20 protein-coding genes are annotated in these 20,157 nt (G+C 45.2%); all 20 read right to left on the bottom strand.

What is annotated here, in order from left to right:
- Positions 1 to 12: 12 nt before the first annotated feature.
- Positions 13 to 618 (bottom strand): MotE family protein, encoded by a 606-nt coding sequence (locus ACFPTP_RS07495; RefSeq protein WP_381443345.1) that lies wholly within the window; start codon positions 616 to 618, stop codon positions 13 to 15.
- 1 nt (position 619) lies between these two features.
- Entirely contained in the window at positions 620 to 1,072 is a 453-nt protein-coding gene (gene fliJ, locus ACFPTP_RS07490; RefSeq protein ID WP_381443344.1) for a flagellar export protein FliJ, read from the bottom strand.
- A complete protein-coding gene (gene fliI / locus ACFPTP_RS07485) occupies positions 1,069 to 2,400 on the bottom strand; it encodes a flagellar protein export ATPase FliI (protein ID WP_381443342.1) in 1,332 nt (443 codons plus the stop codon). Before fliI ends, fliJ begins: the two co-directional genes overlap by 4 nt.
- A gap of 2 nt (positions 2,401 to 2,402) precedes the next feature.
- Complete coding sequence (gene fliH, locus ACFPTP_RS07480) at positions 2,403 to 3,173, bottom strand: flagellar assembly protein FliH (RefSeq protein ID WP_381443340.1); 771 nt, start codon at positions 3,171 to 3,173, stop codon at positions 2,403 to 2,405.
- Positions 3,166 to 4,179, bottom strand: coding sequence for a flagellar motor switch protein FliG (gene fliG, locus ACFPTP_RS07475; protein ID WP_252503609.1), 1,014 nt, complete (start codon positions 4,177 to 4,179; stop codon positions 3,166 to 3,168). The genes fliH and fliG overlap by 8 nt, the downstream gene beginning before the upstream one ends.
- 14 nt (positions 4,180 to 4,193) lie before the next feature.
- Positions 4,194 to 5,768 (bottom strand): flagellar basal-body MS-ring/collar protein FliF, encoded by a 1,575-nt coding sequence (gene fliF, locus ACFPTP_RS07470; RefSeq protein WP_381443338.1) that lies wholly within the window; start codon positions 5,766 to 5,768, stop codon positions 4,194 to 4,196.
- Between the two features lie 50 nt (positions 5,769 to 5,818).
- Positions 5,819 to 6,127: a flagellar hook-basal body complex protein FliE gene (fliE, locus tag ACFPTP_RS07465; RefSeq protein ID WP_381443337.1), complete on the bottom strand. Its 309-nt coding sequence runs from the start codon at positions 6,125 to 6,127 to the stop codon at positions 5,819 to 5,821.
- Between the two features lie 25 nt (positions 6,128 to 6,152).
- Complete coding sequence (gene flgC, locus ACFPTP_RS07460; RefSeq protein WP_381443335.1) at positions 6,153 to 6,614, bottom strand: flagellar basal body rod protein FlgC; 462 nt, start codon at positions 6,612 to 6,614, stop codon at positions 6,153 to 6,155.
- A 2-nt stretch (positions 6,615 to 6,616) separates the two neighbouring features.
- Complete coding sequence (gene flgB, locus ACFPTP_RS07455; RefSeq protein WP_381443334.1) at positions 6,617 to 7,009, bottom strand: flagellar basal body rod protein FlgB; 393 nt, start codon at positions 7,007 to 7,009, stop codon at positions 6,617 to 6,619.
- A 295-nt stretch (positions 7,010 to 7,304) separates the two neighbouring features.
- Positions 7,305 to 8,081: a GTP-sensing pleiotropic transcriptional regulator CodY gene (gene codY, locus ACFPTP_RS07450; protein ID WP_381443333.1), complete on the bottom strand. Its 777-nt coding sequence runs from the start codon at positions 8,079 to 8,081 to the stop codon at positions 7,305 to 7,307.
- Between the two features lie 82 nt (positions 8,082 to 8,163).
- A complete protein-coding gene (gene hslU, locus ACFPTP_RS07445) occupies positions 8,164 to 9,567 on the bottom strand; it encodes an ATP-dependent protease ATPase subunit HslU (RefSeq protein ID WP_381443332.1) in 1,404 nt (467 codons plus the stop codon).
- The gene (hslV, locus tag ACFPTP_RS07440; protein WP_381444205.1) at positions 9,564 to 10,109 is read right to left on the bottom strand and encodes an ATP-dependent protease subunit HslV; all 546 of its coding nucleotides are present in this window, start codon (positions 10,107 to 10,109) and stop codon (positions 9,564 to 9,566) included. The genes hslU and hslV overlap by 4 nt, the downstream gene beginning before the upstream one ends.
- A gap of 9 nt (positions 10,110 to 10,118) precedes the next feature.
- Positions 10,119 to 11,036, bottom strand: a complete 918-nt coding sequence (gene xerC / locus ACFPTP_RS07435; protein WP_381443331.1) for a tyrosine recombinase XerC — start codon at positions 11,034 to 11,036, stop codon at positions 10,119 to 10,121.
- A gap of 286 nt (positions 11,037 to 11,322) precedes the next feature.
- Entirely contained in the window at positions 11,323 to 12,642 is a 1,320-nt protein-coding gene (gene trmFO, locus ACFPTP_RS07430; protein ID WP_381443330.1) for an FADH(2)-oxidizing methylenetetrahydrofolate--tRNA-(uracil(54)-C(5))-methyltransferase TrmFO, read from the bottom strand.
- A 24-nt stretch (positions 12,643 to 12,666) separates the two neighbouring features.
- The gene (gene topA / locus ACFPTP_RS07425) at positions 12,667 to 14,742 is read right to left on the bottom strand and encodes a type I DNA topoisomerase (protein ID WP_381443328.1); all 2,076 of its coding nucleotides are present in this window, start codon (positions 14,740 to 14,742) and stop codon (positions 12,667 to 12,669) included.
- A gap of 172 nt (positions 14,743 to 14,914) precedes the next feature.
- The gene (gene dprA / locus ACFPTP_RS07420) at positions 14,915 to 15,799 is read right to left on the bottom strand and encodes a DNA-processing protein DprA (RefSeq protein WP_381443327.1); all 885 of its coding nucleotides are present in this window, start codon (positions 15,797 to 15,799) and stop codon (positions 14,915 to 14,917) included.
- A 69-nt stretch (positions 15,800 to 15,868) separates the two neighbouring features.
- A complete protein-coding gene (gene sucD, locus ACFPTP_RS07415; RefSeq protein ID WP_381443325.1) occupies positions 15,869 to 16,771 on the bottom strand; it encodes a succinate--CoA ligase subunit alpha in 903 nt (300 codons plus the stop codon).
- A gap of 18 nt (positions 16,772 to 16,789) precedes the next feature.
- Entirely contained in the window at positions 16,790 to 17,950 is a 1,161-nt protein-coding gene (gene sucC, locus ACFPTP_RS07410) for an ADP-forming succinate--CoA ligase subunit beta (RefSeq protein WP_381443324.1), read from the bottom strand.
- Between the two features lie 117 nt (positions 17,951 to 18,067).
- Positions 18,068 to 18,367 (bottom strand): EscU/YscU/HrcU family type III secretion system export apparatus switch protein, encoded by a 300-nt coding sequence (locus tag ACFPTP_RS07405; protein WP_381443322.1) that lies wholly within the window; start codon positions 18,365 to 18,367, stop codon positions 18,068 to 18,070.
- Positions 18,364 to 20,154, bottom strand: coding sequence for a hypothetical protein (locus ACFPTP_RS07400; RefSeq protein ID WP_381443320.1), 1,791 nt, complete (start codon positions 20,152 to 20,154; stop codon positions 18,364 to 18,366). The genes ACFPTP_RS07405 and ACFPTP_RS07400 overlap by 4 nt, the downstream gene beginning before the upstream one ends.
- Between the last annotated feature and the right edge of the window lie 3 nt (positions 20,155 to 20,157).

Raw genomic sequence — 20,157 nt, 5'->3', positions numbered from 1 at the left:
TTTAGCTACTGCCTATTTCGTCATAAGACTTGTATACTTTGCGGCATCTTCAGGTGACATCTTTTCTAATATCGGTGCGAGAACTTCAGGTTTTAGGTTGCTAAGTATGTTAATGGCCTCTGCATCGCTCATTTTTGTAATGACGGGTGCTGCTGATTTTGCGGACATTTTCTCGAATGTAGAAATGACTTCTTTCATGTCGCGTTTATAATCATCTTTCTCGATCTTCAATGCTTCAATTTGAGCTAACAGGCTCTTTTGTTCCTTTAGCAATGCATTTTTTTCGTCCGCAGATTTCGCCAGATCTTCTTGTAGTTTGAACAATTGTGCTTCCTTTTCTTGAATTTCCGCCTGCAATTCAACGACACGTTCTTCGATGATCAAGTCGCTTCCCTTTTCGTCGTCAGCTTGCTTATTTTCGACAAACGGAAGGGAGCGGGTCCATTCCTTCGCTTTGTCAAAGACGTTTACATCAGCGACATAAGCGATGATCAATAGCACCATCGTTGTGAACAGCAGTGGAATGAGGGTCCAAAGCAACACTTCTTGGAAGACGTGGGTGCCAGTCTTCTTTTCAACGATTTTCTCGTCTGTTTGCAGTTTTGAGTTCCTTGCCAAGTTACCACCCTGTTTCTCTTCTATGGAACTTCAATGTTGATAATTCATCCAACAAACTTGCTTCAGCTTGTTCCATTTCAGTACGATAATGTTCTTTATCTTTTTCCTTCATCTTTTCGAACTTCTTCACTTCAATCGTCTTCTCCAGCAATTTCTCTTCGAACCAATTCATTTTGGAACGGGCTTTCATGACAGATTGCTGCAAAGCTTCAATCCGTTTCTCAAGGCTATCTAGGAATCGTGCATAGTGATGGATTTCATTGATTGAAAAACCTTTTTTCATTTTCTCCTGGTGTTCGGCAATGATGTCTTCCTTCCGTTTCAACAGTTCATATAATTCGGTTGCGACCGTTTCGAAGGATTCGACTGATTTCTTGAATTCTATTTCGGTCTCCGTTTTCTCCTGTTCCCGGTAGGTGAGCACCTTTTCAAATCGGTATTCATAAGGTTTCATTGTGTGCCTCCTCCTGGTGCAAGTGATATCAGCTCTTCAATGGAGTCTTCCATCATCACATTCTCTTTATAGCTCTGCTTCAAGAAGTTCGTAATGTGAGGTTCATATTCGATCGCTTCGTCGATTTCTCTTGACGTGCCCCGTTTATACGCGCCGATGTTGATGAGATCTTCCGACTTGTCGTAGGTGTAATACAATTCGCGGAGCTTTTCAGCCGCCTTCACATGTTCGGGGCTGGCGATATGATTCATCAGACGGCTTACACTTTTCAAGACGTTTATAGCTGGGTATTGCCCTTTGTTGGCCAGTGTCCTGTCCAATACGATATGGCCGTCAAGTATCCCCCGGACTGCATCCGCAATCGGTTCGTTCATGTCATCGCCATCGACGAGCACGGTGTAAAATGCCGTAATCGCACCGACATCATTCGTCCCTGTCCGTTCGAGGAGCTTCGGTAGGATCGAGAATACGGATGGCGTGTAGCCGCGTGTGGCTGGTGGCTCTCCGACCGCAAGACCGATTTCCCTTTGAGCCATCGCGACACGTGTGACGGAATCCATCATGAGCATGACGTTCATCCCTTTGTCACGGAAGTATTCAGCGATCGCTGTAGCCGTAAAAGCCCCTTTAATCCGCATTAAGGCAGGTTGGTCTGATGTGGCAGCAACGACGATTGTCTTGCTCAATCCTTCCGGTCCCAAATCACGTTCGATGAACTCCCTAACTTCGCGGCCGCGTTCGCCAATAAGACCGATGACGTTCAAATCAGCTGTCGTGTTTCTCGCAATCATGCCAAGCAATGTACTTTTCCCAACACCAGATCCTGCAAAGATCCCGACCCTTTGGCCATTTCCAACTGTTAGCATCCCGTCGATCGCCTTCACGCCGACAGCAAGCTTTTCACTGATCGGCATTCTTGTCATGACAATTGGAGGGTTCTGTTCTGTCCTTACTGTCGATAATCCCTTAGGAAGCGGACTGTCATCAATCGGATTCCCCATCGAATCAAGCACTTTTCCGATCAGGTTCATTCCGACCTTCACCTCAAGCGGCTTCCCGGTACATTCCACCAGACATCCGCTCGATATATCGGTGATGTTCGAGTAAGGCATCAGGATGACAATTTCCTCTCTGAATCCAACAACTTCCGCCAAAATGACCGAGTCCTTATTTCCCGCGTTATTCAAGTGGATACGACACACATCTCCGACAGAGCTTTCAGGCCCTTGTGATTCGATCATAAGACCGACAACCCGGACAACACGACCGAATTTCGGAAAGGAATTCATTTTCGGAATTACTTCTAACAGTTCTTTCGCTTTCTTCATCGTCAGTCACCACTTTCCAACATTTCAACGAGCTGTTCTTTCAGCTCATTCAATTGTTCATCCACACTGACAACTACCCGGCCTTGGTTTGTTTCAATAATGCAATCGTCCATATCGAAATCTTCATTCGCAAAGATAAGGAAAGGAATATCCGGCGGGAAAATAGATGCAAGTTCTGCTCGGTTCGAGGAGATAAGTTCATAATGGGAAACTGGAACATATAGTTTGACTTCCTTCATCTCCCTTGCTTCCTTCAACCCTCTTTTGACGATTGATAAGAAAGCTTCCTCATCCTCTTCAAGCGTTTTACCAAGAATCCGTTCCGCCGTCTTCATTGCGATTTCCAATATGACTCTTTCTTGTTCATCCAAGTATTTCAGGGCATTCCCCTTTGATTGGATAGTGATTTCGTTCGCAGCTTTCACGGATTCGCTCATATCGGATATCGACTTATTCCTTCCTTCTTCATAACCGACTTGGAACCCCTCTTCATACGCCTGTTGCTGAAGCGTCGTTTTCTCCTGCTCCCAGGCGGCTTGCATAGCGGCGACATCTTCCTGCGCCATCTGCCTCATTTGTTCCAATTCCGCCTTTTCCATCTCTATCTGCCGCCTTGCGTCCTTCAGCATCCGATCGCGCTCCAGAAAAAGTGCTTCTTTTGAGATCACTTCCTCTTTCCCGTCAATCGTCGGCATATTCAAATTCCGGATTGTGATTTCCTTGACGCTGCCTTCCTCGGATACTGTTCGGGAAGAACGAAAAATGTTAGACAATGATGTCATCCCCTCCACCGCGGGCTATGATGATCTCGCCTGAATCTTCGAGTCTTCTGATTATGGAAACGATACGTGCCTGCGCCTCTTCGACATCCCGCAATCGTACAGGGCCCATGACTTCCATCTCTTCTTGAAAAGATTCGGCCATCCGTTGAGACATGTTTTTAAAGAGGATTTCCCTTACTTCTTCACTGGAAACCTTCATGGACAAAATGAGGTCCTCATTTTCACACTCACGCACAATGCGCTGAATGGAACGATTGTCCAATGTGACAATGTCCTCGAAAACGAACATTCTTTTTCGGATCTCTTCCGCAAGCTCCGGATCCTGGATTTCGAGTGCATCCAAAATCGTCTTTTCGGTAGCTCTGTCGACTCCATTCAAAACTTGTACAACAGCATCGACCCCGCCTGTTTCCGTGAAATCCTGAGTGACTGTGGAGGATAATTTCCTTTCCAAAACAGCTTCGATTTCGCTGATGACTTCGGGGGAAGTGGAGTCCATCGTCGCAATCCTTTTTGCAATATCCGCCTGCATTTCCTGTGGCAGGGATGACAGAATCATCCCCGCCTGCTCCGCTTCAAGATATGACAGGATGAGAGCAATTGTCTGTGGATGCTCGTTCTGGATGAAATTAAGTATTTGACTCGGTTCAGCTCTTCTTGCAAAATCAAATGGCCTCACTTGTAAAGAAGATGTCAACCGATTGATGATTGCTTGGGCATGCTCTTTCCCTAACGCTTTTTCCAACACTGTCTTCGCATAGCCGATTCCGCCTTGGGAGATATAATCTTGGGCAAGTGCGATATTATGAAACTCCTCGATAATCTCTTCTTTTACGGAGGAATCGACTTTCTTGACACCGGAAATTTCAAGCGTCAATCGTTCAATCTCTTCTTCAGTAAGATGCTTATAGACGGCTGCCGAAACTTCCGGACCGAGCGATATGAGCAGGAGTGCCGCTTTTTGCTTACCAGTCATTCCTTTATCTTTCTTTACCACTGTTCATCCCTCCGTCATTCCTCGGCAATCCACGTTCTTAACAATTTAGCAAACTCTTCTGGCTTATCCTTTGCCATTTTTTCAAGTTGCTTCTTGCGAAGTGTTGCTTCTGTTTCGAGCTCCATATTGATATCTTCCACATGTAATGCTTCACGCTGTTCTTCGAGTATCATCGCTTCTTCCAATTCGTTTTCCTGTCTGCGTTTGCGGAAGTAAGCAACGATTAGGATAGCAATGACAACGAGTAAAGCTGCACCGATTGCATATACCCACCATGGAATCCCGATTGGAGGCGCTTGCTGTTCAAATGCCGTCATCCCTTTGAAGTCATGTGTGGAAATAGCAATTTTATTTTGCCAATATTCGTTTGTCGCATCTGCAGGCACATAGCTTTTATCGATCGAAGTGCTGATGATCGTCTCAAGAATATTTCTGATCGGGCCTTCAACATCATTTCCTTCCGATGTTTCCATCATCACTTGAATGCCAATATCACGGATTTTATATGGACTTTCAACAATATCCTTCCTGATCCGGTTCACTTCGTTGTTAATCGTTTCTTCAAGTCTTTCGTAGTCCCCGTTGGCGTTATTCCCCTCTACAAAGTTCGTACGGTTGTCCGTCGGATCTTCGGCTTCGGGAACCCCCCCTGCAAGAGCACCATTCCCTGTGAAGGACTCCGTAATTCTTTGTACGCTGATTGCCAGGCTGTCAAGGTCCTCATCAACACGGTCGACAAGATTCTCTTGTCTATTCTCTTGTTTGAAGTCGATGTCAGTCGTTACGGAAACGATGACTTTATCCATTCCTAACATTGTGCCAAGCATCATTTGCACTTTTCGCTGAAGATCGCGTTCAATCGTCTTTTTCAAGTCCATTTGATTGGCAACATTCATGCCGATGGACTGATCGGATGATTTCAAATCGAAGTACTCGGAATACTGGTTCATGATTACGATATCGTCTGTAGATAAATTCGGTATACTTTTTGACACTAAATTATATAAGGCAGTAATTTGAGATTCCGTAAACTGATAACCAGGTTCCGTCTTCAACATGATTGCAGCGCTTGCACTTTGGACGGCTTCATTTAAAAAGACACTTTTCGTCGGCAATGTGATCATTACATTTGCATCTTTAACGCCTTGGATCCCTTTGATTAAATTTGCCAGCTCGTTTTGCGTCGCTTTTAGTTGGGTCATATTGAATTCATTATCCGTTGTGCCGAAACCGGCGTTTTGTGAGAAGAACGAATAATCGATCGTTCCCGAATTCGGATATCCCTCTGCCGCAAGGGTGACAAGAAGGTCGTCCACACGTTCTTTCGGAACGAGGATGGAAGTACCCCCGGGTGCAATTTGGCTCGGTACACCTTGGACATCCAGCTCTTCTTTAATACGGCCTATTTCCGCTCGAGAAACATCACTATAGAGAGGGACAAATTCCGTCCTCGATAGGAAATACGTCAAAAATGCAGCAAAAATAATGACAGCAGCCGCGGACCCGATATATGTTGTTTTTTGTCGTTTCGTGCGACTCGACCAGAACTGTTTCAAGTCAGTCCCAATTTTCGTCAATCTTTCTTTCATTCTGATCCCCCGGTCTGCTTACATAGTTAAAAAACCAAATGCATTGTGAATTAAACTGGCATTCTTATTATTTCCTGGTACGCTTCAATCACCTTGTTGCGTACTTCCATTGTCGCATTCAATGCGATTGAGGCTTTTTGTGCTGTGATCATGACGTTATGCAAATCGACATCTTCTCCTAAAATGAGCTTCTCGGTCATTTTATCTGATTCGATCTGTTTTACGTTCACTTCCTGAATGGCATCCTTCAAATAAGAGCCGAAGCTTTTTTGAGACTCATATGGTGTCGGCTGAATACCCTGATTAATCTTAATGAACCCGGGCACATTGCCTGCGCCTTGTATAGAATTTATAGGCATACTTTATTCTCTTCCTTCCCGGTCCTTATTTTCCTATCTCAAGTGCCTTCATTAACATCGCCTTGTTGGCGTTCAGCACTGTGACATTCGCTTCATAAGATCTTGTCGCAGACATGAGGTCAATCATTTCACGCAGCGGATCCACATTTGGCATTTGGACATACCCTTCCTCATTCGCATCAGGATGGCTCGGATCATATACAAGCTTGAACGGAGTCTCCGTATCTTCCTGTATTCGGGATACTGTAACTCCGTAACCGGCCGCTCCTCTGTCCCGAGTTCCCATTGCAGCTTGCAACATTGAAGAGAATCGCCCTTCCATCGGTTGGAAGCTGACTGCCTTGCGGCGATAAGGCTGCCACTCGCCATTCACCATTTTCCCACGCGTCGTTTCAATATTTGCCATATTGGAGGAGATGACATCCATCCTTAGCCGCTGGGCAGTCAGGGCCGAGGCGGAAGTATTAAGACTATGGAAAATCGACATGATTAACGTCCTCCTTTAATGACATTTTGAAGTGAATTGAATTTACCGTTCAAGCGGTCGACCAATGCATTATAGTAAATCTGGTTTGCTGCGAGATCCGCTTGCTCCTTATCCATATCCACTCCATTGCCATCCTGCCTATAGTTGAAATCGGCATATTTGGCTATTCCCGCCTTTGAAACTTTGGAAGAGAAATCAAAATGCAGTTCATTCGTCCGATAGGCATTGATAGGTCTGCTTTGGGCTTCATGCATCATTTGTTTAAAGCTGACATGTTTCGCCTTATAATTCGGCGTGTCGACATTTGCTATATTTTGCGAAATTACTTTCCCCTTCGCAGAAGAAAAATCCAAACCCCGTTCCAACAGTGAAATCGTTGATCCATAAATGTTCATTAATCTATTTCACCTCTGGTTTTTTACTAGTTTACTATGCAAGATAATCTTTTCTATTAAACTTTCAATTAAAACACATATCTTATTGTATCGGATTTTGACGAACTTTGTCCATCATATTAATTAAAATTGATTAGTACAAAACAACCCTTTTAAAACACTATAAACCTATCATTTATAGTTCTTAGGACTATTATCATAACTTGGCAGATTAGTGTTACTTCCTTATTATTCCAACACAAATTTCTTCACATAAAAATAACACTTCGGCTTATTAAGCCGAAGTGTCATATGATTAGTTCTTTTGGTTTTCAAGTTCCTCTAGGAATTTGCTGTTCAATACTTTAATGTATGTGCCTTTCATACCAAGTGAACGGGATTCGATCACACCCGCACTTTCAAGTTTACGCAATGCGTTAACGATAACTGAACGTGTGATACCTACGCGGTCTGCAATTTTAGAAGCTACAAGTAGGCCTTCGTTACCGTCAAGTTCTTTGAAGATATGCTCAATCGCTTCGTGTTCACTGTAGGACAATGAATTGATGGCCATTTGAACGACAGCTTTGCTGCGTGCTTCCATTTCGATTTCCTCTGATTTTTCGCGTAGGATTTCCATGCCGACTACAGTTGCGCCGTATTCAGCAAGGATGAGATCGTCTTCAGTGAATTTCTCTTTTAGACGGGCAAGGATTAGTGTTCCAAGACGCTCGCCGCCGCCGATGATCGGAACGACAGTCGTCAAACCGTCTTTGAACAATTCGCGCTCTTCTTCAGGGAATACCGAGTAGTCGCTGTACACATCAATGTTTGAAGAAGTTTCATTCACTTCGAAAAGCTTTTGTGTATACTCTTCAGGGAATTTACGTTCTTGGAACATTTGCTTCATGCGTTCGTTGTCGATTTGATGGTGGATTTCAAGACCTAGCAATTTTCCTTTTCTGCTGACGATAAAAGCATTACATTCGATAACCATGCTAAGTTTTTCAGCCATTTCTTTGAAGTTAACAGGCTTTCCTGCTGTTTCTTGTAACATTGCATTAATTTTTCTTGTTTTTGCTAATAAAGACATAAATATTTCCTCCTAATAGGTCCTTTTGTATTTAAGAATATTCTAAAGCTTTTCAATCATTAAATAAACTAAAACGCCCTCATTATAAGATAAAATGTGACAAATCTTTGTTTTTAACGATGTTTTTCAACTTTTCATCGACATAAGCCACTGTTATCTTGATTGACGACGGTCCAATTTCCGCAGCTTCATACGATAGCTCTTCAAGCAGTTTCTCCAAAATCGTATGCAGACGCCTAGCGCCGATGTTTTCGGTGTTATCATTCACATCAAATGCAATTTCCGCAACTCTTTCGATGGCATCCTCCGAAAACTCGATTTCGACATTTTCCGTCGCTAAAAGTTTTACGTATTGCTTGATCAATGAAAAATCAGGCTCTTTTAAGATCCGGACAAAATCTTCTTTCGTTAGCTTTTCAAGTTCCACACGGATCGGGAAACGTCCTTGCAGCTCAGGGATGATATCTGAAGGCTTCGACATATGGAAAGCGCCCGCCGCGATGAATAGTATAAAATCCGTTTTGACAGGTCCATATTTGGTCGTCACTGTCGAGCCTTCCACGATAGGTAAAATGTCCCTCTGAACGCCTTCCCTGGAAACATCTGCGGAAGAACCACCACTGTTTCCACGACTGGCAATTTTGTCCATTTCATCGATGAAGATGATGCCTGATTGCTCAGTCAGCTCAACCGACCTTCTTGCAATTTCATCATGATCGATCAATTTGTCCGCCTCTTCGGCTTGAAGGATCTTTCTCGCATCCTTCACCCTCATTTTGCGTTTCGTCATTTTTTTCGGCATTAAAGATGATAATGCATCCTGCATACTCGCGCCCATTTGTTCCATTCCCGAACCTTGCAGTGCGTCAAACATGGAAGGTTGTTGGGAGGAGACTTCGACAGTGATCGTTTCATCCTCCAATTCACCAGCAGCAAGACGACGTGAGATTTCCGACCGTTTTCGGCTAATATCAGCGGCTTCCTCAGGACTTTTATCATCCTCATCGCCCTTCTGACCAAAAAGCATTTCAAAAGGGTTCTGCATATTCACTTTGCGTTTCTTTTCCGGGACAAGCAATTCGACGAGCCGTTCCTCTGCAAGCTTCTCCGCTTGGCCTTTTACGGACTCCCGCATCTCATCCCGCACGATCCGGACGGCAGATTCGGTCAAATCCCTTACCATTGATTCGACATCCCTTCCGACATATCCGACTTCAGTGAACTTTGTCGCTTCCACTTTAACGAATGGCGCGTTGACGAGCCTAGCAATCCTTCTTGCTATTTCCGTCTTTCCGACGCCTGTCGGTCCGATCATCAAAATGTTCTTAGGGATAATCTCCCTTTTTTCTTCCTCAGTCAAAAGGCTTCTTCTGTACCTATTCCGGATGGCGACGGAAACTGCCTTCTTGGCGGCATCCTGTCCTACAATATATCGATCCAAGTAAGCGGTCAGCTCGCGCGGGGTCAATTCCTGTTTTTTATTCATCCGAGTACCTCCACAATTATCCGGTCATTTGTGTAGACACATATTTCTGCAGCCGTCTCAAGAGCGGCCTTGGCAATCTGCTCGGCATCGAGTGTATCACCGCTATACTTTTTCAGCGCGCGCCCAGCTGCCAGCGCATAATTGCCACCTGAACCGATGGCAAGCACGCCGTCATCCGGTTCAATCACTTCACCGGTTCCCGAAACGAGCAGAAGCTTATCTTTATCGGCGACGAGGAGCATCGCCTCCAACTTCCTTAAGATCCGGTCGCCCCGCCACTCTTTCGCAAGCTCCACGGCAGCCCGTTCCAAGTTACCATTGAATTCGCCGAGCTTGCCTTCGAATAATTCGAATAGGGTAAAAGCATCAGCTACAGATCCTGCAAAACCCGCAATAATTTTACCGCCAAAAAGCCTTCTCACTTTTTTAGCGGTATGTTTCATGACAACGGATTCCCCCATTGTCACTTGCCCGTCACCCGACATCGCACAAACACCTTTGTGCCGGATGGCGAAAATCGTTGTCGAATGAAATTCCATCAGCTCATCCTCCTAGGCCCGCGGATGTGTTTTCATATACGTTTTCCGCAGATGCTCTTTCGTGATATGCGTATAAACTTGTGTCGAAGATAAATGACTATGGCCAAGCAATTCCTGCACAGTCCTCATATCTGCACCATTGGACAGCAGATGAGTCGCAAAGGAATGGCGGATCATATGCGGATATATCTTTCCGTGAATAGATGCCTCTTCCATCATTGCATTCAGCACATGTCGGACACCCCTATCCGTGATCGGATCTCCGCGCAAATTGACAAATAGCGATTGATGACTTTTCTTCTTCATAAGGATAGGACGACTTTTTTCCAAATAGGATTCAAGCGCATCCTGGGCAAAGCTTCCGAATGGAACGTAGCGCTCTTTCCTACCTTTCCCCATCACCTTGACAATTCCAAGCGAATTGTCAATATCACCCAGTTCGATGGATGTCAGCTCGCTTACCCGTATTCCGGTTGCATAAAGCAGTTCCAAAAGCGCATGATTCCGTAATGATTTCGGATCTCCGCCCTCGCATGTTTCAAAGAGCGATTCCAATTCCTTTTCATAAAAAAAAGCCGGAAGCCGTTCTTCCTTCTTTGGATGGTGCAATAAACGGAACGCATTATCATTTATCCCGAATCGAGCATTGCCAAACTTATAAAAAGAACGAATCGAAGAGATTTTTCTTGAAATTGTCTTCCTCGCTAAGCCTTTGTCATACAGTGTTGTTATATACAATCTTGCTTCAGGATATTCGACATCATTCAGGTCAGCAATTCCTTCTTGGGATAAAAAGGCGAGGAACTCTTGAATATCATTGCTGTATTCCAAAACTGTCCGGGATGAATAGTTCTTTTCAAGGCGTATATAGGATATGTATTCATCAAGAACAGACCCAGGACCTTTTTGTTGCAAGTGCTTCACCCCCATATGAATCACTCTATCAATTATAGCAAAATTGGAACATGTTTGAATAGTGGTTATTTTTTCTTTTTTTGACCGCTTGTTTTTCATTGTTAATCGAATAGGAGGACTAATTCGGAAATTCAAAAGTCATCCACGATTCACTATAACGTATAGTATATTGTTCCGGCAACATAATTGTCTTAGGTTGTCTGACATCTGCCGTTTTTTTAGACACAGATTGTTCAATTTTCATTTGCATACACAGTAAAAAGCTGCACGATGCGGAGTCTCCGTCATGTGCAGCTGCACTTTATCCTAGTACTGCCGATTGAAATTCCTCTAATGCCACGAAAGCGCGTTCAGCATGTTTTTCAGCGCGTTCGACTTTTGACTTGATCCGCTCGCCTAAATCAGGGAATAATCCGAAGTTGATATTCATTGGCTGGAAGTTTTTTGAGTCGGCCTCTGTAATGTATCTGGCCATGCTTCCTAAAGCTGTCTCTTTCGGGAATCGGATTGGCATTTTGCCTAATGCCAAGTTTGCAGCATTGATACCTGCAATCAACCCCGAGCCTGCCGATTCAACATATCCTTCGACTCCAGTCATTTGACCGGCAAAGAATATATTGCCATTCTCCCGTAGCTGGTACGTTGAACTTAGGACACGCGGGGAATTGATGAACGTATTCCGGTGCATGACTCCATATCTGACGATTTCAACGTTCTCAAGACCCGGAATGAGTTGCAGCACCTCTTTTTGCGCTCCCCACTTCATATGAGTTTGGAAACCTACAATGTTATAAAGAGTGCCCGCAGCATCGTCCTGTCGCAGTTGTACGACCGCTTTTGGACGTTTGCCCGTTTTCGGGTCTTCCAATCCAACCGGTTTCAATGGACCGAATAGGAGGGTTTTCTCGCCGCGGCGGGCCATCACCTCGACAGGCATGCACGCTTCGAAATAAACTTCCTTTTCGAATTCCTTCAATGGCGCCACTTCCGCATTGATCAACGCTTCGTGGAACCGTTTGAATTCCTCCTCGTCCATCGGGCAGTTCAAATAGGCGGCTTCACCTTTATCATATCGCGATTTCAAATAAACTTTATCCATATCGATGGAGTCCTTCTCCACGATTGGAGCGGCAGCATCGTAGAAATAGAGATATTCCTCGCCTGTCAGTTCTCGGATGCGCTCAGCCAATGCTGGTGAGGTCAATGGTCCTGTTGCAATGACAGTAATCCCTTCCATCATTCTGTCGAGGTCCGTGACCTCTTCATTGATAACTTCGATTAACGGATGGTTCCTGACCCTGTCTGTTACATTTCCGGCAAATTCGTGGCGGTCGACCGCAAGCGCTCCTCCTGCCGGAACAGCGCATGCATCCGCAGCGCTTATGATCAGGGAGTTGAGTCTGCGCATCTCTTCCTTGATAATTCCCACAGCATTCGTCAAGTTGTTCGCTCTTAATGAATTGCTGCAGACGAGTTCCGCAAACTTATCCGTATGATGGGCAGGTGTCTGTTTGACGGGTCTCATTTCAAATAGCCGGACTGAAACTCCACGGGAAGCGATCTGCCAAGCGGCCTCGCTCCCGGCAAGTCCAGCTCCGATGACATTTACGATTGGCGTCATTCAGCCTTCCTCTTTTCCATCCTCTTATTCTTGTGCGTCCTCTTTATAGTCACATTCCGTACATTGAATTTGCACACCTTTTTTCAATCGTTTTTCGACTAATGTACTTTGACATTTCGGACATGGTCTGGCAATCGGCTTATCCCAAGATACGTATTCACACTCAGGATATCTGTCGCAGCCGTAGAAGATCCTTTTTGTCTTGCTCTTCCTCTCGACGACCTGCCCTTCTTTACAAGACGGACAAGTGACTCCGATCGGTTTGATGATCGCTTTCGTGTTTCTGCAATCCGGGAAATTCGAGCAAGCCATGAATTTTCCGTAACGGCCCATTTTGAACACCATCGGGGAACCGCATTTCTCGCAATCCTCGCCAGCAGGCTCGTCCTTGATCTCTATTTTTTCCATCTCTTCGTCAGCAACTTTGACGTGTTTTTCGAATTCTTTGTAGAATTCATCGATGACTTGCACCCATTGGACTTCCCCATCTTCAACATCATCAAGACTCTTCTCCATATCGGCAGTGAACTCGATGTTTATAATGTCAGGGAAGTATTGCGTCACTGCTTGGTGGACGATTTCCCCAAGCTCTGTCGGAACGAACCGCTTAGCGTCCAACGTGACGTAGCCCCGTTTTTGAATCGTGTCGAGTGTAGGTGCATACGTGGACGGCCGGCCAATTCCAAGCTCCTCTAACGTCTTGACAAGACGTGCTTCTGAATACCTTGGCGGAGGCTGCGTGAAGTGTTGCTTCGGATCGATTTCGCTCCCTTTCACACGCTCTCCTTTATCGAGCGGCGGCAGAATGCCCTCCTTCTCCTCTTCCTGGTCGTCTTCCCCTTCGATATACACTTTCATAAAGCCCGGGAATTTCACTTCGGAGCCTGTCGCCCTGAATTTGACGTCGCCATTCATCAGATCTGCTGTAACCGTGTCGAGCACGGCAGGGGCCATCTGACTTGCAACGAACCGTTCCCAGATCAATTTATAGAGTCTGTGCTGATCACGCGATAAAAACGCTTTCATCGCTTCAGGCGGCCTCATGACCGAGGTCGGTCGTACAGCTTCATGCGCATCTTGCGTGTTGGCTGATTCCTTCGCCTTCACTTTTGATGTGGCAATGAATTCCTTGCCGTACATTTTTTCTATGAAGGTGACCGCTTCTCCCTTTGCACTTTCAGAAATCCTTGTGGAGTCCGTTCTCATATACGTAATTAGACCGACGATGCCTTCTTTGCCGGTATTGATCCCTTCGTAAAGCTGTTGGGCAAGCATCATTGTTTTCCGAGCCCTAAAATTCAATTTGCGGGCCGCTTCCTGTTGCAAGGAGGACGTCGTGAATGGCGGTGCAGGATTCCTTTTCCTCTCCTTTTTGATGACGTTGACGATTTCAAATTCATCGCCTGACATTTTGGAGAGGACTTCATCGACCTGTTTTTTATTCTCCAGCTTCATTTTCTTCGTCGCATCGCCGTAGAAGGAAGCTTCGAACGTTTTCCCGTCCTTGCTGAACTTTCCGCTTATGCTCCAATATTCTTCGGGGACGAATGCCTTGATTTCATTCTCCCGGTCGATGATCAAGCGTAAAGCGACCGATTGCACACGCCCCGCGGACAATCCCTTCTTCACTTTCTTCCAAAGGATCGGACTAATATTATAGCCTACCAGTCTATCCAAAATCCTTCTTGCCTGTTGGGCATCCACCCGATTCATATCGATTGGTCTTGGGCTTTTGAAAGATTCCTTGATGGCATCCTTTGTGATTTCATTGAACACGACGCGGCAATCAGAATTGATATCCACGCCCAATTGGTGTGCCAAGTGCCATGCAATCGCTTCCCCTTCCCTGTCGGGGTCAGCCGCGAGAAAGATTTTTTTCGCTTTTTTGGCGTCTTTTTTCAGTTCTTGCAATATCGGGCCTTTTCCGCGTATCGTGATGTATTTTGGTTCATAATTGTTTTCAGTGTCAACGCCCATCTGACTGCGCGGCAAATCCCGCAAATGTCCGATGGAAGCACGAACCTTGTACTTTTTCCCTAAATAACGTTCAATTGTTTTCGCCTTGGCTGGCGACTCAACTATTACTAAGTAATCTGCCATTTTTCATGTTCCTCCTCATAGAGGTTCCCTTTTTATACATCCGCAGGGCTGTCTTTTTATTCTTGCCCAAACCTTTTCCCGGTGAATCCGGATGTAAAAGAATATCTGTTGCAAAATGTATAACAGATTTGAATTAAAATCAACCTTTTCAATTAAAGGCATCTTTTTCCCTCTATTGGAATAGGCAGTTTTCAAGCGCCTGAAAGCCGTTCCAGATAGGCTTTGCACCTTGTTCAATCAATTTATTGGGCCCTAGAGATAAAGTCGATGTAATGGGACCAGGAACCGCGTAAATGGTCTTTCCATGCTCGAGCGCATGATCGACAGTACTCATTGTGCCGCTCTTTTCCTCCGATTCGGTGATGATGATCGATTCCGATAACCCGCTGATGATCCGATTTCTCATTGGAAAAGTCCATCTCGCGGGTCTCATATAAGGAGGGTATTCTGTCAGCAATAAATGATTTTCGGCAAGTTTTTCCGCAAGGCTTTTATTTTCATTAGGATACAAATGGAACAGCCCATGTCCAAGGACAGCAATCGTTTTTCCTCCAAAGTGGATTGCGGATTCATGCGCCATCGTATCGGCCCCTTTTGCCAGGCCGGAAACGATGACTGCCCCACGATCAACAAGTGGCGGAATGATGTATGAAAGCGCTTTTCTCGAATAGTCAGTTGCTTTTCTGGAACCGATGATTGCCACTTTACAAGCAGTGTCCAATATCGCCGGGTCACCTTTAACATATAGGACGGTTGGAGGATCGACAAGCCATTTCAACGTCTTCGGATACACTGGATTCGTAATTGGAATAGGAATGATTTTCTCTCGATGATAAAGAAGGGGAAAAGGGGTTTCTTCATGCCGTTTCAACTGTACATTCAGCTGGACTGCTTTCGTTTGGGGGATTTGGAGCAGTCTCGCCAGTTCGTCATTGCGATAATTAAATAGATTACGAAGTTCGGGATCCAGCGTTAAAACTTCCGCTGCTTTGTTAAATGGTACAGGATATACATAGTGCAAGGCAAGCAGCCTTCGGTCGACGTCGGTCAGGTACACAAAACTCCTCCTTCAATTTTCCGATATGTAAAAGAACAGCATGCAGTTTCCTGCATGCCGCACTTTTCATTAATGTGTTTTACATTTTTCGTAAAGACCTTTATCTTTCAACACTTTGATAAGCGTTTCGCCGATAACGGATGGTGTATCAGCAACTTCGATTCCTGCAGCGTTCATCGCTTTGATTTTCTCTGCAGCTGTACCTTTACCACCGGAAATGATTGCGCCGGCATGGCCCATTCGTTTTCCTGGAGGTGCAGTTTGACCGCCGATGAAGCCGACAACAGGTTTTGTCATGTTTGCTTTCACCCATTCAGCTGCTTCTTCTTCAGCTGTACCGCCGATTTCACCGATCATGACGACCGCATATGTTTCCGGGTCTTCATTGAATTCTTTCAAAACGTCGATGAAGTTTGTACCATTTACAGGGTCTCCGCCGATACCGACAGCAGTCGTTTGGCCGATGCCTGCTTGTGAAAGCTGATGAACAGCTTCGTAAGTCAATGTTCCTGAACGGGATACAACGCCTACATGGCCTTTTGTATGGATGTAGCCAGGCATGATACCGATTTTACACTCATCGGATGTAATGACACCCGGGCAGTTCGGTCCGACAAGACGTGTTTTCTTGCCTTCCATGTAGCGCTTCACTTTCACCATGTCTAGAACCGGAATATGCTCTGTAATACAGATTGCCATATCCAATTCTGCGTCGACAGCTTCAAGGATCGCATCTGCCGCAAACGGAGCCGGAACGTAGATGACGGAAACATTTGCACCTGTTGCTTTTACAGCTTCTTCAACTGTGTTGAATACAGGTACTCCTTCAACTTCCGTTCCGCCTTTGCCCGGTGTCACACCGCCGACGATTTTCGTACCATACTCAAGCATTTGCTTCGTATGGAAAAGTGCTGTTGAGCCAGTAATACCTTGTACAATCACTTTTGTATCTTTATTAATATAAATTGCCATCGTTTGTCCCTGCCTTTCTTAGCCTACGAGTTCAACAATCTTTTGTGCACCGTCTGCCATTGTGTCAGCAGCGATGATATTTAATCCTGATTCGTTCAATAGCGCTTTACCTTTGTCTACGTTCGTACCTTCCAAACGGACGACAAGAGGCACTTCAAGGCCTACTTCTTTCGCAGCTGTAATGACGCCTTCTGCGATAACGTCACATTTCATGATGCCGCCGAAAATGTTGACGAAGATTCCTTTGACGGCTTCGTCAGAGAGGATGATTTTGAATGCTTCTGTAACTTTTTCAGCTGTAGCACCGCCCCCAACGTCAAGGAAGTTAGCCGGTGATCCGCCGTAGTAATTGATTGTATCCATCGTCGCCATCGCAAGACCTGCACCGTTAACCATGCAGCCGATGTTGCCATCTAGGGATATGTAGCTTAGATCGTACTTGGAAGCTTCGATTTCCTTCGGATCTTCTTCGTCGAAATCGCGTAATTCGACAATATCTTTATGACGGTATAATGCGTTGTCATCGAAGTTGAATTTTGCATCCAATGCCAATACATTATCATCGCCTGTAACGACAAGTGGATTGATTTCAACGATCGATGCGTCTTTTTCAACAAATACTTGATAGAGTCCTAGCATGAATTTTGCAGCTTTGTTCACAAGATGTGTAGGGATGTTCATATTGAATGCCATTCGGCGAGCCTGGAACCCTGTTAGGCCGACAATCGGATCAATAACTTCTTTGAAGATCTTTTCAGGAGTCTGCTCTGCGACTTCCTCGATGTCCATTCCGCCCTCTTCAGATCCCATAAGCGTTACGCGATCTGTAGCGCGGTCTACAACAAGGCCTAAATAATATTCTTTTTTGATATCGGATCCTTCTTCGACAAGAAGTCGTTTCACTTCTTTACCTTCAGGGCCTGTTTGATGGGTTACAAGGGTTTTGCCAAGAAGCTCTTTTGCATACTCGCGCACTTCATCAAGATTTTTGGCAATTTTAACACCGCCAGCTTTACCACGCCCGCCAGCATGGATTTGCGCCTTGACGACGATTACGTCCGTACCGAGTTCTTTTGCCGCCTTTACAGCTTCATCGGGAGAGAAAGCTACCCGACCGTTTGAAACAGCAACGCCATAATCTCTCAGCAGCTGCTTTCCTTGATATTCATGGATATTCATCTTACATCCTCCATTCGAACTTGTAGCTCATAATTTACTGCCGTATCCATTGTAGTAAAGATGTAAAATAATGTCCACAGTTGTTGTCGCTATTTGAGTGTCTTTTACTATTTTTCGTCATTTTCCGCTATTATTCTTGCGCGCGCCATGCTCCCGGTCCACTTGATAAATGTATGCAAACACTTCCGCCACAGCCTGGTAAAGCTGCTCAGGAATTGTTTCATCCACTTCAAGCTGTCCAAGCAATTCGACTAATGTAGGGTCTTCCTGTATGGGGACATGATGTTCTTTTGCCTTATCCAATATATTGTCCGCAATCTTTCCTTTTCCTTTTGCAACAACCTTTGGAGCATCCCCTGCAGTCGGATCGTAGGAAAGGGCAATTGCTTCTTTACGCGAATGTTTCTGTTCTGTCATATCCGGAAGTCAACTCCGCCTTGATCCGTCATTATCTCATTCCGCCTTTTGAATTCCTTTTTTCCTTCCTCTTCATAATTTTTGAAGGAGACTCCAGATAATCTGTAGTCTATTGTTTCGAGGCCTTCCCTTAATTTTGTTAATAAAGGGCTCCCGATTTCTCTTAATCCGTCGTTTTCATTGAAAACCGTTAACGTGACAACCCGATTTTGCACTTGCATATCGACTACTGTCTTGTTGAGCGACTCCAATTCCAAATAAAAAAGGATGCGAGCGAAATCCGTATCGATTTTCCCATCCTCCATCTTTCTTCCATTCCATTGGAGCGTCGCATCAATCCGTTTACCTAGGAATTCAAGGGGCAGCTGCATGACAATTTGCTGGTTCAATCCAGAGTCACTTGACTGTAAAAGTGTGCCGTTCATCCTGGCGATCATTGTCTCCGCCGCATCGCGCAATGCTGGGGAAACCGAGCTGTCATGCAACAGTGCCACCAATTGGGGTTTCAGCATTTCCATCATCTTTGCTGTGTCTTGATTTCCACTTAGCAACCCCGCTTCATAATTGAATCCGAGGGCTCTGAAAAGATTTTGCATCATTTCTTTCATCGCCTTGCCGTCAATCGCTTGATCAACTGTTGTTTGAGCCCCTTGAATCAATTCTTTCGCGATTGGAACTGTTGATTGTTCCATGGCGCGAAACAGTTCGGGCATCTTTCCCTTTGCATTGTCCGGCATCAATAATGTTGTAAGGACTGAGGAATCGACCGCTCGAAATGGCATTGTTTGGAGTTGTTCCGCAACTGCCCGAACAATCGTTTTACTTATCTGCTCACTGACCGGGGAGGAGTTCATATCGGGCGTTCGATTGTTCTCCAATTCGGTTACTAGACCAATCAGTTGCATTTTAAAAGACTGTTGCAGTACAGGATCATTTTGGATCAAATTCTTCAATTCTCCTCCTGCAACACGTCCCATCACTTCCGAATCAATCATCGTATGCAAATTAGCTAGCGTCATTCCGGAAGGAACTATGTTAGAACTCTTCAGCAACTGCAATACTTGGAAACGCTGCTCCCTTGGGGCGGTTTCATCCAGCAGCTTCATCATAGCTCCGCTTACTAGCGCCCTTTCCGCAGCGGATGTTGTTCCCCTGTTTGCCTCCCCTATTGCAGAGAGTAACCTTTCCTTGGACTGCGTCTGCATACTTGTATCCGCGATCACCGCATTCCTATATGCATTTAAGACATCGTGCAGGCCTTCCTTCGTCTCCACGCCGAAAAGTGATTTGAAATTGACTTCGTTTAGCGGCAATTTCAGCTCCACCAATTTCTGAATGGAGTTCAAAGCTTCATTGTGCAAAGAAGGTTGTACAGTTTTCAAGTGGCCAATCGCATTCAGCAAGATTTCCTTTGAGACAGGCAGCCTCTCTTTCAAAAAATGATTCAATACAGCCATCATTTCAGGAGATTTTGGAAGTTGCATTGATTCCATCAAATTCGCCATTTGCTTCGCCTGTCCTTCGGTCGCTTGCAAAGGGCCTGAAACGACTTTGATTTGCAGCTCGGGAGCGACTGATTTCACTTGGAAATAGTATGCATCTCCTGCCTTCATGGGAACTTCCAGTTTGGCCATCAATTTTTGACCACCGATTTGCACTTCAGCCATCTGCCCCGGAAAAAGTTGTTTTATCTGTCCATGGAACATTTGGCCTTCCCGCATTATCGAAGGTTGTTGTGATACAGGAATGGGCTGATTGCTCAAACGTGGAATCGATGGATAGTTCATGCC

The sequence above is a fragment of the Sporosarcina koreensis genome (genome assembly GCF_042655825.1).
Classification (GTDB): Bacteria; Bacillota; Bacilli; order Bacillales_A; family Planococcaceae; genus Sporosarcina; species Sporosarcina koreensis.
This window is presented reverse-complemented; position numbering and strand designations above follow the sequence as displayed.

Excerpts from the sequence above, each read along its gene's own strand:
- fliJ (WP_381443344.1), bottom strand. The coding sequence starts at position 1,072 with ATGAAACCTTATGAATACCGATTTGAAAAGGTGCTCACCTACCGGGAA.
- fliI (WP_381443342.1), bottom strand. The coding sequence starts at position 2,400 with ATGAAGAAAGCGAAAGAACTGTTAGAAGTAATTCCGAAAATGAATTCC.
- fliF (WP_381443338.1), bottom strand. The coding sequence starts at position 5,768 with ATGAAAGAAAGATTGACGAAAATTGGGACTGACTTGAAACAGTTCTGG.
- fliE (WP_381443337.1), bottom strand. The coding sequence starts at position 6,127 with ATGCCTATAAATTCTATACAAGGCGCAGGCAATGTGCCCGGGTTCATT.
- flgC (WP_381443335.1), bottom strand. The coding sequence starts at position 6,614 with ATGTCGATTTTCCATAGTCTTAATACTTCCGCCTCGGCCCTGACTGCC.
- flgB (WP_381443334.1), bottom strand. The coding sequence starts at position 7,009 with ATGAACATTTATGGATCAACGATTTCACTGTTGGAACGGGGTTTGGAT.
- codY (WP_381443333.1), bottom strand. The coding sequence starts at position 8,081 with ATGTCTTTATTAGCAAAAACAAGAAAAATTAATGCAATGTTACAAGAA.
- hslU (WP_381443332.1), bottom strand. The coding sequence starts at position 9,567 with ATGAATAAAAAACAGGAATTGACCCCGCGCGAGCTGACCGCTTACTTG.
- xerC (WP_381443331.1), bottom strand. The coding sequence starts at position 11,036 with ATGGGGGTGAAGCACTTGCAACAAAAAGGTCCTGGGTCTGTTCTTGAT.
- trmFO (WP_381443330.1), bottom strand. The coding sequence starts at position 12,642 with ATGACGCCAATCGTAAATGTCATCGGAGCTGGACTTGCCGGGAGCGAG.
- topA (WP_381443328.1), bottom strand. The coding sequence starts at position 14,742 with ATGGCAGATTACTTAGTAATAGTTGAGTCGCCAGCCAAGGCGAAAACA.
- sucD (WP_381443325.1), bottom strand. The coding sequence starts at position 16,771 with ATGGCAATTTATATTAATAAAGATACAAAAGTGATTGTACAAGGTATT.
- sucC (WP_381443324.1), bottom strand. The coding sequence starts at position 17,950 with ATGAATATCCATGAATATCAAGGAAAGCAGCTGCTGAGAGATTATGGC.
- ACFPTP_RS07405 (WP_381443322.1), bottom strand. The coding sequence starts at position 18,367 with ATGACAGAACAGAAACATTCGCGTAAAGAAGCAATTGCCCTTTCCTAC.
- ACFPTP_RS07400 (WP_381443320.1), bottom strand. The coding sequence starts at position 20,154 with ATGAACTATCCATCGATTCCACGTTTGAGCAATCAGCCCATTCCTGTA.